This window comes from Acinetobacter sp. BY419 (genome assembly GCF_019038395.1).
Lineage (GTDB): Bacteria > Pseudomonadota > Gammaproteobacteria > Pseudomonadales > Moraxellaceae > Acinetobacter.
This window is the reverse complement of record NZ_JAGFXZ010000024.1, coordinates 1-12,656: the sequence shown is the minus strand read 5'-3', so window position 1 is coordinate 12,656 and position 12,656 is coordinate 1. Positions and strand designations below refer to the sequence as shown.

At 40.2% G+C, this 12,656-nt stretch carries 14 protein-coding genes, 1 tRNA gene and 2 pseudogenes; 4 read left to right on the top strand and 13 right to left on the bottom strand.

From position 1 onward, the window contains the following. Window positions 1-9 precede the first annotated feature (9 nt). Window positions 10-885 carry a translation elongation factor Ts gene (tsf, locus tag KUG37_RS10250; protein ID WP_216935352.1) on the top strand — a complete coding sequence of 292 codons (876 nt, stop codon included), beginning with the start codon at window positions 10-12 and terminating at the stop codon, window positions 883-885. 506 nt (window positions 886-1,391) lie between these two features. Continuing rightward, window positions 1,392-1,512, top strand: a pseudogene (locus tag KUG37_RS14895) (DUF3465 domain-containing protein). Window positions 1,513-1,545: 33 nt separating this feature from the next. Here the strand turns inward: KUG37_RS14895 and KUG37_RS10240 are convergent. From KUG37_RS10240 to KUG37_RS10210, 7 genes are all read right to left on the bottom strand, one after another. Then, a complete protein-coding gene (locus KUG37_RS10240) occupies window positions 1,546-2,001 on the bottom strand; it encodes a DUF962 domain-containing protein (protein ID WP_216935350.1) in 456 nt (151 codons plus the stop codon). A 241-nt stretch (window positions 2,002-2,242) separates the two neighbouring features. Further along, entirely contained in the window at window positions 2,243-2,857 is a 615-nt protein-coding gene (locus KUG37_RS10235; protein ID WP_216935348.1) for a septal ring lytic transglycosylase RlpA family protein, read from the bottom strand. 289 nt (window positions 2,858-3,146) lie between these two features. Continuing rightward, a complete protein-coding gene (gene mltB, locus KUG37_RS10230) occupies window positions 3,147-4,148 on the bottom strand; it encodes a lytic murein transglycosylase B (RefSeq protein WP_216935434.1) in 1,002 nt (333 codons plus the stop codon). Between the two features lie 303 nt (window positions 4,149-4,451). After that, a complete protein-coding gene (locus tag KUG37_RS10225) occupies window positions 4,452-5,105 on the bottom strand; it encodes a hypothetical protein (RefSeq protein WP_216935346.1) in 654 nt (217 codons plus the stop codon). An 18-nt stretch (window positions 5,106-5,123) separates the two neighbouring features. Further along, a complete protein-coding gene (queF, locus tag KUG37_RS10220) occupies window positions 5,124-5,939 on the bottom strand; it encodes an NADPH-dependent 7-cyano-7-deazaguanine reductase QueF (RefSeq protein WP_216935344.1) in 816 nt (271 codons plus the stop codon). Then, complete coding sequence (locus KUG37_RS10215) at window positions 5,939-6,712, bottom strand: ABC transporter permease (protein WP_216935343.1); 774 nt, start codon at window positions 6,710-6,712, stop codon at window positions 5,939-5,941. Before KUG37_RS10215 ends, queF begins: the two co-directional genes overlap by 1 nt. After that, the gene (locus tag KUG37_RS10210) at window positions 6,709-7,644 is read right to left on the bottom strand and encodes an ABC transporter ATP-binding protein (protein WP_216935342.1); all 936 of its coding nucleotides are present in this window, start codon (window positions 7,642-7,644) and stop codon (window positions 6,709-6,711) included. Before KUG37_RS10210 ends, KUG37_RS10215 begins: the two co-directional genes overlap by 4 nt. Before the next feature lie 191 nt (window positions 7,645-7,835). Here KUG37_RS10210 and KUG37_RS10205 point away from each other — a divergent pair. Continuing rightward, window positions 7,836-7,911, top strand: a tRNA-Arg gene (locus tag KUG37_RS10205). 35 nt (window positions 7,912-7,946) lie between these two features. On the opposite strand, the pseudogene KUG37_RS10200 reads toward KUG37_RS10205, so the two are convergent. The 3 genes and pseudogenes from KUG37_RS10200 to KUG37_RS10190 all read right to left on the bottom strand — a co-directional run. After that, window positions 7,947-8,480 (bottom strand): annotated as a pseudogene (locus KUG37_RS10200) (GGDEF domain-containing protein); the annotation flags it as partial. Window positions 8,481-8,490: 10 nt separating this feature from the next. Then, window positions 8,491-8,940, bottom strand: coding sequence for an IS1 family transposase (locus KUG37_RS10195; protein WP_216935341.1), 450 nt, complete (start codon window positions 8,938-8,940; stop codon window positions 8,491-8,493). 4 nt (window positions 8,941-8,944) lie between these two features. Then, window positions 8,945-9,226, bottom strand: a complete 282-nt coding sequence (locus KUG37_RS10190; protein ID WP_216935340.1) for an IS1 family transposase — start codon at window positions 9,224-9,226, stop codon at window positions 8,945-8,947. Window positions 9,227-9,869: 643 nt separating this feature from the next. Between KUG37_RS10190 and KUG37_RS10185 the strand changes: the two genes are divergently transcribed. After that, window positions 9,870-10,088: a hypothetical protein gene (locus KUG37_RS10185; RefSeq protein WP_216935339.1), complete on the top strand. Its 219-nt coding sequence runs from the start codon at window positions 9,870-9,872 to the stop codon at window positions 10,086-10,088. A 264-nt stretch (window positions 10,089-10,352) separates the two neighbouring features. Here KUG37_RS10185 and KUG37_RS10180 read toward each other — a convergent pair whose 3' ends face one another. The 3 genes from KUG37_RS10180 to KUG37_RS10170 all read right to left on the bottom strand — a co-directional run bounded on the left by KUG37_RS10180 (window position 10,353) and on the right by KUG37_RS10170 (window position 12,362). After that, on the bottom strand, window positions 10,353-10,697 hold the full coding sequence (locus tag KUG37_RS10180; protein WP_216935338.1) for a hypothetical protein: 345 nt from the start codon (window positions 10,695-10,697) through the stop codon (window positions 10,353-10,355). 218 nt (window positions 10,698-10,915) lie between these two features. Continuing rightward, complete coding sequence (locus KUG37_RS10175) at window positions 10,916-11,563, bottom strand: hypothetical protein (RefSeq protein WP_216935336.1); 648 nt, start codon at window positions 11,561-11,563, stop codon at window positions 10,916-10,918. Between the two features lie 100 nt (window positions 11,564-11,663). Continuing rightward, window positions 11,664-12,362 (bottom strand): DUF3820 family protein, encoded by a 699-nt coding sequence (locus tag KUG37_RS10170; RefSeq protein ID WP_216935334.1) that lies wholly within the window; start codon window positions 12,360-12,362, stop codon window positions 11,664-11,666. Between the last annotated feature and the right edge of the window lie 294 nt (window positions 12,363-12,656).

Below are 12,656 nucleotides of genomic sequence, written 5' to 3'. Positions count from 1 at the left end.
GAGATAAACATGACTGCAGTTACAGCAAGCATGGTTAAAGAATTGCGCGATCGTACTGGTCTTGCAATGATGGAATGTAAAAAAGCTTTGACAGAAGCGGGCGGCGATGTTGAACTAGCGATCGACAACCTACGTAAATCTGGTCAAGCGAAAGCTGCTAAAAAAGCAGGTAACATTGCTGCTGATGGCGCAATCACAATTGCTCAAGACGGCAACAAAGCACTTCTTCTAGAAGTTAACTGTCAAACTGACTTCGTTGCGAAAGACGAAAACTTTGCTGGTTTTTCTGCGAAAGTTGCTGCTGCTGCACTTGCTGCGAACGTAACTGATCCTGCTCAAATCGCTGAATTGAAACTAGAAGATGGTACGACTGTTGAAGAAGCGCGTATCGCTCTTGTTCAAAAAATCGGTGAAAACATCCAAGTACGTCGTGCGAAAATTGTTGAAGGCGAAAACCTTGCAATTTACAAACACGGTCTTAAAATCGGTGTTGTTGTTTCTTACACTGGTGATGAAGCAACTGGTAAAGGCTTGGCAATGCACGTTGCTGCGTTCAACCCAGTCGCTGTAAATGCTGAAGGCGTTTCTGCTGAGCTTATCGCGAAAGAGAAAGAAATTGCTGAAGCGAAAGCACTTGAATCTGGCAAGCCAGCAAACATCGTTGAGAAGATGGTTGTAGGTTCTGTTGAGAAATACTTGAATGAAGTTGTTCTTGAACGTCAACAATACGTTATCGACAACGACAAGAAAGTTGCAGACGTTCTTAAAGCAACTGGTACTACAGTTGCAAACTTCGTTCGTTTCGAAGTGGGTGAAGGCATTGAGAAAAAAGCAGAAATGAGCTTCGCTGAAGAAGTTGCTGCTGCTCAGGCTGCTGCAAAATAATTCGCTAACGAATTAGAAAAAAGCCCCGTCTCTGATGGGGCTTTTTTTGCTCTAAAATGGAAAAATTTAAGCAGATGATCTGGTTCAAAAAAATAAGATTGTCAGGATTGAAAGTACTTAAATAAAGTATTGAATAAATATAATGTTAAAAAATACCCATATTGGTCTAACCCAATTCATCGGCTTGCTCTCAGCTGCTGATATTGGAATGAATGACTTATCCCATTTAACACAAAATAAAAACAAGTAGCGCCAAATCCTGATGTTCTAGCAAACATGGGTTGCTACTCAAGATGACACCAATAAAATCTACGTGGTATTCCACCAAAGACAAAGTGATCTTCAGGTCCGTTCTTAAGCTCAGGTGATCGCTCTATTGAAAGATGAGAATGAAGGGGCACACCATCAGAGATTTATGCTGAGAATTGTCGAATGGGCAGACTTGACTGGTGGCTCACAATATCGATCTGGCACCACGTATCCAGAATATTCAAAAAGGTGATGGGATGAATTCTTCGTCGAATATGAGTATAGCCAAAAGGTGGGGTAATTCACTTGACCCATTATGACCCGGCACAAGACAATAGGGATTGCTGGTTAAAACATCAAGGAAGAACCTATCAATAAAGTTCTTCCAATAGGATAAAACGAATGTAGCGTTTATACGCTCACAATTGCGCTGTTGTGGCGTAATTTCCATTTAGGTAGGATTTTACCTAAATAGGCGTCCATGCACCAAATTGGGCCAATGAGGAGGAATTGGAGGTCTTTGAAGAAGGAAGGCTTTTTACCTTCAACTTTATGCCCATAAAATTGTCCAATCCAGGCGAAGACAAATAAGGCGATAAAGAAACTGGCACCGACTGGCAAAATCCAGATGAGCCAAGCCATGATTAAGGTTAAGGTAGCCATGGCAACTGCCAATACAAGATCCAGGCGTGCATAGAAGATAAAAGCCAATACTAATAGTAGGGTTGTCAGTAAAGCGCTGAAATGCGCCAGAATGCCAATAATCGAAAAATAGATGGTCGGTACGCAGACCCAGTGAATCAGCTTGTTGGTTTTATTTTGATGGCTGTCACTATATTCATCCAACCATTCAGATATTGTTTTCATTATTCGCTCCATTCCATGAACACGTTTTACTTGTCTGGAAATATAAAGCAGAATCTGGGTGTGGTCAAAAGTTATTCATGCTAGCAAGTAAATTTTTCCAGCATGATGAGCATACCAAAATTGTCCTCAAATCACTTTAAAAATAGGGTTAAGCAAAGGGATTTGTATTCTTCTGCAAAATGAGTGCAATAAAAAAGCCACATTGCTGTGGCTTTTTGTTAAATGTACTGCAGGTCAAATCTTAAGAATTTGGACCAGCGACACGCTCAATACTGACTTTTGCAGTACCTGCACTGGTAATACCTAATTGTTTCGCAGCACCGTAAGATAAATCAACGACACGGTTACCATGGAAAGGGCCGCGGTCATTAACTTTAACCACTACGCTTTTGCCGTTATTGCGGTTGGTTACGCGAATATAGCAGTTCAATGGCAAGCTACGATGAGCAGCCGTCATTGCGTTCATGTCAAAGGTTTCACCGCTTGCAGTTTTACGGCCGTGAAATTGACGACCATACCAAGACGCTGTACCTGTCTGACTGAATTTGCGAACAGTATTGGAAGCCACTGTATTCAGTTTTTCAATCACTGAAGGCTCTTCTGCAGGAAGTTCAATTTTCGCTGCAATGGTTTCACGGCGAACTTTATCGCCAGAACGCTCAGTGATTGAAAGGCTGTTTAAATTTGTGAAATTTGAATTGAAGCTTTGAGCTTCTTTATTTAATACTCGCGTGGCAAGACGCGAATGGTCATTTTCATTGGTAAATGAAGATGACGGGACCATATCTGCCTGCGATTGCGTCAGCGTGACGATCGTGGCAATGGCCATAAAAGACTTCAAAATTGAAGAATGCATCGAATCAACTCCTAACAGCATATCTAATTGGTTGTTCATAAATGGCTGAATAACCATGTAAACATGCCTGATATTTAACTTATGCAACTACATTTAACGAAATGGATAATATTCATGCCAGCAACACCCTGTCTAGCATTTAATTAAAATAGTTAAAAAAAGAACGCAAAATAAACAATGGTTGATCAATAAATAACCAATATTGTAACATGGTGTTAAAATTGATTAATTTATGTACAAATCAACCCACAAAAATGTTGACTTTCACAATTTGTATTAATTTTTAGTGTTAACGGCTGGTAATTTCGGTACCTAATAACCACAATGCAGTGGCGTACATGCGGCTGCGATTATAAGTGGTAATCACTTGAAAATTAGGGTAAGTGATGTAGTAAATTGAGCCATAATTCTCTTGTAATTGAATTACATTGACCAAATCCAGATCATCAATTTTTACAATCGGATTCATTGGGCTAATGCCTTGAGTTTTTAGCACACCATAGGGGATAGGCTGGGTCAGATCCTTGGCAATCACTGTATCGGGATTTGAACCGTTATAACGTGCGGGAAAGGCAATTGGCTGATTACGTTGCCAGCCATGCTGTGCCAGATAGTTAGCAATCGAGCCAATCGCATCCACCGCTGAATTACGCAGATCAATATGACCATTGCCATCGTAGTCCACACCGAATTTTGGAATGTTGCTTGGCATAAACTGTGGGTAGCCGACAGCTCCGGCATATGAGCCCACTACAGAAGAGGGTGCAACACCATCTTTATAAGACCAGGCGATCAGGGCAGCCAGTTCATCCTGAAAATACTGGGCACGACGTTCATAGCCGAAACCTAATGTTGCCAGGGCATCACGGGTGACAAAAGAGCCTTTGTTGCTACCAAAACCGGTTTCTACGCCTAAAATGCCTAAAATGATTGATTGCGGTACACCAAACTGCTGTTCGGCACGATTAAGCGTATCTGCATATTGCTGTTTAAAGCGTACCCCGCGCTGAATGGTTGATTCAGCCAGGAAGTTGGTTTTATACGAATACCAAGGCTTGCTTTCACCTGGGCGATTCATGATATTAATGATATTGGGCAGGTTGCGCGCACCGCTCATGGCGGAATCTACTTGCTGGGCACTGAGCCCATAGCTCTGCATGGTATTCTGCTTAAAACCTGCATAAGAGGGATGATATTGGAAATCGTTGGCCAGACTAAAGCTGCTGAGACCGAATGCGGTAAATGCGATTGAAAGCTGCTTAAATTTTTTATAAAAATCCGATTTCAACATCTTGGTACGATTTCCAGTTTTTAGATGAGTTGCTGGCGATGTCATTTGAATCATGCCATGAAAAAGATTGATAAATTTTTTCAATCATGAGGCTTAAAGCGCCGGATTAAAGATAACATTCGGATGATTAAGAGACCTAGCCGCTTATACAAAAATAGCAAAAGACTGGCTATTTTTGCGGCAGTCTGTCTTGTGAAGCTGCTTATCTGTAACAAGCTATTTCACTGTTCATAAAAAAGCCTGACCGAAGTCAGGCTCATTTCTCAAGATTTACAGAAAATCCAGAGCTCATGCTCTCCAAAACTACTCTGTATAGAACAAAGTGTCATGATATTCGGCCATGGCGCGCAGCTCATCCTTGTTCAGATTCAGAATGATTTTATCTGCTGCCATATTAATGGCCTTGATCACTGCGGAGGCACCAATATCTGCTGCCTTGCGTTTGATCATGCCAAGATCCAGGGTTTTATTAAAGTCGATCATAAAATGTCGTACTGTCGCTTCACCAAACTGCTTGTACAGATTGCTGAAGGTCTGTTTATCGATACTCTGACCGGCTTTAAGTTCCGCATAATGATGTTTTAAGTTGGTCACCAGATTGGCATCCAGTGACTCACCGATACGGAAATGTCCTTCCGGGTCTTTAAACAGACTGCGCTCAGAAAAAGCAATGGATTGCTTCACCACATCATTGGGAGCCTTACTCAATAACTGCTTCAGTAATACGGCAACAGTAGACTTGATATAGCCAGCCAGCTTTTCTGCGGTATCGCGTTTGTCGCTTGCAGGAAAGCGCCGCACCAGTTCGGTGAGAATCGCATCAATAATTTCATCATTAATCATTAATGCGGTTTTGTCACGCAATGGGTAAAGCGGTTCACTTGAATTTTTATTTTGTTGTGCAGTCTGAATTGTATTTAAAAGCTCTGCAGAAGGAATAAACCCAAAAAATGGCATTGTTAAACCTCAATGTTTTTATTGTCGCGCTAAACGAATAGGGCGAGGCATCCATGTTAAGTCTGATACACGGCAAGGGTTGATATCCAATCCACCACGGCGTGTATAAGTTGCGTATACCATCAACTTTTCCGGTTTCAGTTGCTGCCAGATATCGGCAAACATCTGCTCGACACACTGTTCGTGGAAACCGTTATGCTGACGGTAAGAAATAATATAAGCTAAAATGCTCTTATAACAAGGTTTTTTACCCTGAAAACGTATAAAAACTGTTCCCCAGTCCGGCTGGCCAGTGACTGGACAATTACTTCTGAGTAAATGTGAATACAGCTGGATTTCACCTTCTGCTGTATCGTTCATATCCAGAGCCAACAAACTGGCATCAGGATGGTTTTCCAGACGCTCAGGTGTCAGCTCATCAATACAGATACCTTCCGGTTTAGTGATATCTAATTCATCGACCGGAAACAGTGCCAGTTTGACCTCAGCTTCGGCCGCAGCAGATAAATCTTTTTCGACCGTTGCGATAAATGCATCTTTAGATTCAAACTTGGCGAAATTCAGGCTATTAAAGTACAGTTTTAAGGATTTAGATTCGATCAGATTTGGCGAAGATGCTGGCAGGCTGATCCGGCCAATCGCAACTTGCGGTACGCCCGCCAGATTTAACCAGGAAATTTCAAAAACATGCCACCAGTCCGTGCCTTGTTGAATCGCTTCAACATGTGCATATTGTTCACGGGCAGGCGCGCGCGAAATCGGAAACAGAACATCAGGCTGATATTCTGTCGGGTAATTGGTGTCTTTACCAAGGAGAGATTGTTCTACACTCATTATTCACGCATTCCTGAACCATGGGAGAGTAAATGATAGGCCACGACGTACAGCACGGCACAACATAAGGTAATCACTGTTAGTGAAACGCTGACATTGACATCGCTATGACCTAAAATGCCATAGCGGAAAGCGTTGACCATATATACGACAGGATTAATTAAAGATAAATTTTGCCAGAACGGACTTAAAGATGAAATGGCGTAAAATACACCACCCAAATAGGTCAGTGGCGTTAAAACAAAAGTCGGGATGATTGAGATATCATCGAAAGATTTGGCATAGACGGCATTGATAAATCCCCCCAGAGAAAACAGCAGGGAAGTGATCAATACTGTATATATAGTCACAAACCAGTTGGTGATATATAAGTCGGTAAAGAACAGGCTCATTGCACTGACAATGATTGCAACAAGTATTCCGCGCACTACACCGCCCAGCACATAGCCACACAAAATGGCATGCATCGGTACCGGGCTCATGATCAGCTCTTCAATACTTTTCTGGAATTTTGAGCTGAAAAAACTCGAAGACACGTTGGCATAGCTATTGGTGATTACGGCCATCATGATCAGACCAGGCACAATGAACTCCATATAACTATAGCCGCCCATTTCTCCGATTCGTGAGCCGACCAGGTTACCGAAAATCACAAAATACAGGCTCATGGTAATGGCTGGTGGCAACAGGGTCTGCGGCCAGATGCGCATAAAGCGGCGGACTTCTTTATGGATAATGGTATATAAGGCTACGCTGAGCTGATTGATATTCATTGTGCAGCTCCATCCAGATTTTTTTCGACCATTTTGACAAAAAGTTCTTCCAGGCGATTGGATTTATTTCGCATACTGCGCACCTGAATATTCTGTGATTCCAGTAACTGGAACAGATCGTTCATGCTATGCGCCTTGTCCATGGTAATTTCTAAGGTCATCGGATCAATCAGGTTAAAACGCACGCCGATAATATCCAGATGCAAAGGTTCTATCGGTTCTGCCAGATCAAAAATAAACGATTCTTCATTGAGCTGACTCAAGAAGTTTTTCATGGTGGTGTCTTCTTTAATCACCCCGCGATCAATAATCGCAATGCGGCGACACAGCATTTCCGCTTCTTCTAAATAATGCGTGGTCAGAATGATGGATGTGCCTTTTTCATTCATCTCGTTCAAGAATTCCCACATCGAACGACGCAGCTCGATATCAACACCTGCAGTCGGTTCATCCAGGATAAGAAGTTTAGGTTCATGCATCATAGCGCGCGCGATCATGAGGCGGCGTTTCATCCCGCCTGATAACATGCGGGCCTGAATGGAACGCTTTTCCCATAAACCCAGTTTGGTCAGATAAATCTCCGCCCGTTCCTGTGCAATTTTTTTAGGAATGCCATAATAGCCTGCCTGAGTTACCAAAATATCAAAGGTTTTTTCAAACTGGGCAAAGTTGAATTCCTGAGGTACTACACCTAGGCATTGTTTGGCCTCAGAAGGGTGGGTGTCCAGATTATGACCAAAAATTTCGACTGTACCGGATGTTTTTTTTGTTAATGAGCTGATAATACCGATGGTAGTGGATTTGCCTGCGCCATTAGGTCCCAGTAGCGCATAAAATTCACCTTCTGGTACATTTAAGTTGATTCCTTTCAATGCCTGAAAGCCATTGCGATAGGTCTTTGACAAATCCCTTAAGATCAGTGCATCAGTCATGAATATCTCAAATGGTGAAAAGTTGAGATATTGTGAGTGATCTAACAAAATAAGCCAAGTGATTCACATGCAATTCTGTGTTGCTATTTTGGAACATTGTATAAAGCTTAAGCATAAAAATGATGAAGTTAGAGATAGTTGCTTTACCTTATGCTTTTTTTTGTTATGATGTGCGCGATCCAAAAAAAGATGCGCTCATAGCTCAACTGGATAGAGTACAGGTCTCCGAAGCCTGTGGCGTGGGTTCGAGTCCCGCTGAGCGCACCATTTATTCACTGTCTAAAACTGAAAAATAAATCAAATTAGTGACGAACACAGTTTCGCCCTTCATTTTTAGCCCGATACAGATTGTTATCAGCAATTTTTAAAACTTCTAGAATATTTTTAGAGCTGTCTGGCCAGGAAGCAATGCCAATCGAAATGGTAATATGACCTATATTCTCAATCTCTTTACAGGCAATCTCTTTTCTGAACCTTTCTGCACTTTCATAAACTTCGGCTAGATTGCTGTTCGATATAATAATGATAAATTCTTCACCGCCATAACGGCAGCAAATATCATCTTTTCGAAATTTTCGCTGCATAGTATTGGTAATATCCTTTAAAACAATATCACCCTGATCATGACCATAATTATCATTAATTTTTTTAAAGTGATCTACATCCATCAACACAACTGAAAAAGGAGTGTTCATCTTCATTTTTTGAGTCATGACGTAATTCAAGCCACGACGATTCAACAGGCCGGTTAAAGGATCTGTATTAATATGATGATCCATCTTGCTCATTTGTTGTGAAAATTTGCGAACACTGAGCAGCAGGGCTAACTTGAATTTTGGGTAGTGCTTAAATCTGACATGCTATCCACTTATCTTTCATATCCAGATTGTACTTCAATAAAAACATATGCAAGACAGCTTCATAATTTTCTTTCTTTTTCGAAATGCTTAACGTTTTCCGTGTAAAACGTCCTAAGCGATTTCTTAATGTGGCATTGAACCGCTCAACAAGGTTGGTTAAACCTGTATGCTTACCCACAGAGCGATGGGTCTTAGGATTAAATACCTCAGCATAACTTGACCAATAATCACTACATGTTGCTAAATTAAAATAGTCTGAAGGAATACGACAACGTAAATCTGTGCATGTTTTATCATTACGCTGACCACCTACATAAGCGACAACCTGACGCGTACGACGACAGAGTGCAATCAGTCCAAACCTTATGACGACGAGTTTTACAAAGCTCCAGAGTTCATCCAATTCGAGTACATCTGTAGGTTCTGCATCTAGCAATTCATCACTGATTTTCCTTGTTTTTACTTTTTTTTATCCATCCCATAAGTGTATCAGGTGCAACACCAAATAGACGCTGCATGCCTCTTAAACTACCTTGCTCAAGATAAGTATTGATGATGAGTTCTTTTTGCTCTTCTGTGTATTTGATTTTAGGTTTGAGCACACTTGATCGACCGCAATCTTTACATCTGAACTGCGCATTCCCACTTTTATTATGCCCGTTCTTATAGATATTTGCTGATTGGCAACGGGTATATACGTAGCTTATCGTTTCTATGATCATGTTTAGGATTTATTGCTCAGCCATTTTTAAATTTATTCTAGATTAAAATACGTTGTTTTTGGACACTACCAAAATAGTATTCCAGCTTAAATTTTGAAAATCTTATTGAGATTAAGGAATTATTGAGCTAACTATTCAACAGTAAGTCACGTACTTGAAATGATATTTTAGAAATCAAAGAATTAAATAAGGTTTATTTAAATAGAAAATTTTTAATAAAACGAGCCAATAATATTTTAATATGCTCTAAAAAAATCACAATTGGAATCTTGTATAAGTCTTTTTTCAGAAGTGTAAAAGGGTATTGTCGGCTAAAAAAATACTGCTATATTGAACTCATGGTAGGTCGTAAAACCAAGAAGACGCTACCGATAAGTTGGACGGATCAATGACAGTTAGTTGAGTTTGACGTTTATCATCAGACAAAAGATCTAGCACTAGCCATCCAACACAGAGCTCGCAGAAATGCGAGCTTTTTAATATCTGGCTAAAATAATATTGCACTTAGCTTAATATTCTTTTTCGCACAATTCATCCCTATAAAAAAGTTTACATTGCCAAATTCGCTAACATCTTTAACCTTAATCGTTTGACTAAGTGTGGTATAAAAAACTGCAAACTGGATAATTTAGGAGGAAAAGAAATGTCAAAGATGATCGATATCAAGGTAAAAGATCAGTTTAGCAAAGTGATTGAAGCGAAAGCCATGCTGCGTTCCTTTGTCGAGCACAATAATCATCAGGCGATTGAACTGGTTAAAAAAATTGAACATATCGTGGTTGATGGTGAAACCATTCTGCCAAGCATTGAGCTGTTGTTTGAAAGTCAGCAATCTTCACATATTTATCGTGTTATAGAATAATTTTATCAGTGTACTTCCGGTAGGTAGAGAAAAATTGAACTTATTTATCCGAAATCAGCAATCCAACCTATAAAAAACTCACCCAAAAGGTGAGTTTTTTATAGGTTGGTAATTGAGAACTTGACTATAGATTTATGCAGCTTGTAAGTAGAAGTGTATTTCAAGATCGAAGACTACACATGACAACATGGTAATGGGTCTTGATGGGCTGAAGCGATATTTAATTTTGATCAAAAAATTAACAGAGGGAGCAAACACTTAAATCTACTTAAGTCTTACATTTACGTCATATTTTTCAAATTCTTGCAAAATTTGCATTAAAGTTTGTTGAGCTATTCTATGTTCAGGGCTTAAAGAAATTTCCTGACGAGTCGTGCTGTCAAAGCATTCAATGGCTTGAATCAGCCAGTGATGTTCGAGGGGAGCTTTTTCAATCAGCACACGACGCGGTTGCAAACTATCACTAATCTGGCGAGGAAGCACATAGGTAATCGCCAGTTGCACAAGTTGCGGTTCTTCAATCGGACTTAAAAAAGTAATTACCCAGTTTCCGACTTTGCTGAGTTGCATGGGATTATCAAATGCATCGAATTCTAAATAGTGTGACATATACATGATCCAATCGGATGACTATGCTCACTATATGGCGGGATTGTTATTGTTTTGCTATCACGCTTAAGTCTGATATTACGAGCTTTAATTTCCGGTCAGATATAAATACTTCAATTAAACAATTGGTTATCTTAAAAAATTAAAGCTGCCTCATTGTTAAACCCGCTCATTTAAGAGTTTAAAAGACTAAGAAATTCTTATTTATGAGCTTCATTTTACTTTAATTGATTTAAAGCAAAATTGATCCGCTTATGAATGTGACTCAATTCCTGGGGAGCAAGGCGGCTTTCCTGAAGTGAGGTAATCCATTGTATTTGGCAAAGCTTCAAACTGCGCACATCCGCTGCCTGTAAAATATGCTGAATTTGCTGCTTGGCCATCAAGCCACAATTTTTCTGTAAAGTTTCCATCATCATATATTTGAGATCTTCAAAAGAGAGGGGGTACAGTTCAGGGAGCTTTTGTTCATGTCCTGAATCTGTTTCAGTCGATGGAATGTTCTGCGGTGCTTTGATAGATTCCATCTCAGGATCAAGATCTTTCCTCATTGAAGTCACTGGTCTAGATGAACTTAACGATCGGTGAATCTCGGAGTGCGCCAAATCAATTCTTAGATCCGCTTTTACATCAGCAGGTTTTTGATTGTTTACTGTATTGCCAGCTCCAGCCGGAACAATTAAATCCATGGCATGAAGTTGTTCTAAGAGTTTGGCAGGAGCAAGTTGTTGCTTTAAACCATCATTTAATAAATTGAAATCCTGGCTGCCGATCAGAACCAGTAGACAGCGTTGTCGTGTGGTCAGTGGAATGGAGCGATCCTGTAGTACCTCGATCCCACGTTGAGTTTTATGAAAATGCATCATAGCTGAATAGATTGTTGCTTGAATTCAGCTAGAGCATAGTCTGTGAAAATTACATTAATATGAAGTATTTATTAAAATACAAATGCTTGTTTCGATAAAACTATAATGTCGTTATCGCTGTATTCTCCAGTGCCTTACGTAAATAAGGATCCAGTTCATCCTGACGCAATAGCCATTGCACATAGTCAACAGGTAATTCCGCAATTGCAGTGCCGCGATGTTTACCAAAATTAATCGTACGTGGAATTCGGGCATCTTCAGAAGCATCGAATAATTCCTGCATACTGTTAATTTTTAAATGGTGCACAATATGCATTAGAATATTGGCAGTTAAAATAATATCCATATCGGCACGATGCGCTTTACGGATCATTTCACGCGCTCTTTCGCTACCTTTGGTGATCATATAAATCAGTGCAGAAATATTATGTGCTTCAGCATCTGGCCAGACCCGACGTGCTAAAGCCAGAGTACAAATCGCTTTAATTTTTGAAGTATCTACACCACATTTTTCAATGGCACGGATGTCATAATCAATATTATGTCCGATCATGTAGACGGTCTCATCAGGCAGGCTAAAAGTGCTGTAATGTGGCTGACCTTCCAGATCCGATTCTAGAATATGATGGACGGCCATGGCGGCAAAAGATATTGCTTCATCGCATGAATAAAGCTGATCAAACAGGCGGCTTTTATCCAGACTGATTTTATGGTCGACAATTTCGACAGGCGCATAGGCAATTTCAATGGGTTGACCATTTAAAGTATGCGTTTCGGTATCAAGAATAATGGCCTGCATGTCGGAAATGTGCCTGAAAAGAGAGGATAGGTAAAATCTAACATTATTATTTTGCTACTGACAATTGAATTGCTTTATTTCTGTATTGATTGCAGACTTTTTAACTTGTGGCGACCATTTGCATGATTCGGGGAGTTGGAAATTTTGCCTCATTTAAGTTTGTTAATTTAACCCGAATCGCGGATAAGAAATTGACTTGAAAAATAAGAGGACTAGAGCCATCAGTTGAGTTACCACACCAAACTCACAACTCTAGTCCTGATGTTCAATAGTACCGAATTATTCTGCGTAATT

Bases quoted from the DNA above. Each gene is read 5' to 3' on its own strand.
- queF (WP_216935344.1), bottom strand. From the start codon at position 5,939: ATGAGTGTAGAACAATCTCTCCTTGGTAAAGACACCAATTACCCGACA.
- KUG37_RS10225 (WP_216935346.1), bottom strand. From the start codon at position 5,105: ATGCCATTTTTTGGGTTTATTCCTTCTGCAGAGCTTTTAAATACAATT.
- KUG37_RS10240 (WP_216935350.1), bottom strand. From the start codon at position 2,001: ATGAAAACAATATCTGAATGGTTGGATGAATATAGTGACAGCCATCAA.
- KUG37_RS10170 (WP_216935334.1), bottom strand. From the start codon at position 12,362: ATGCAGGCCATTATTCTTGATACCGAAACGCATACTTTAAATGGTCAA.
- mltB (WP_216935434.1), bottom strand. From the start codon at position 4,148: ATGTTGAAATCGGATTTTTATAAAAAATTTAAGCAGCTTTCAATCGCA.
- KUG37_RS10185 (WP_216935339.1), top strand. From the start codon at position 9,870: ATGTCAAAGATGATCGATATCAAGGTAAAAGATCAGTTTAGCAAAGTG.
- KUG37_RS10235 (WP_216935348.1), bottom strand. From the start codon at position 2,857: ATGCATTCTTCAATTTTGAAGTCTTTTATGGCCATTGCCACGATCGTC.
- KUG37_RS10215 (WP_216935343.1), bottom strand. From the start codon at position 6,712: ATGAATATCAATCAGCTCAGCGTAGCCTTATATACCATTATCCATAAA.
- KUG37_RS10210 (WP_216935342.1), bottom strand. From the start codon at position 7,644: ATGACTGATGCACTGATCTTAAGGGATTTGTCAAAGACCTATCGCAAT.
- tsf (WP_216935352.1), top strand. From the start codon at position 10: ATGACTGCAGTTACAGCAAGCATGGTTAAAGAATTGCGCGATCGTACT.
- KUG37_RS10190 (WP_216935340.1), bottom strand. From the start codon at position 9,226: ATGATCATAGAAACGATAAGCTACGTATATACCCGTTGCCAATCAGCA.
- KUG37_RS10175 (WP_216935336.1), bottom strand. From the start codon at position 11,563: ATGATGCATTTTCATAAAACTCAACGTGGGATCGAGGTACTACAGGAT.
- KUG37_RS10180 (WP_216935338.1), bottom strand. From the start codon at position 10,697: ATGTCACACTATTTAGAATTCGATGCATTTGATAATCCCATGCAACTC.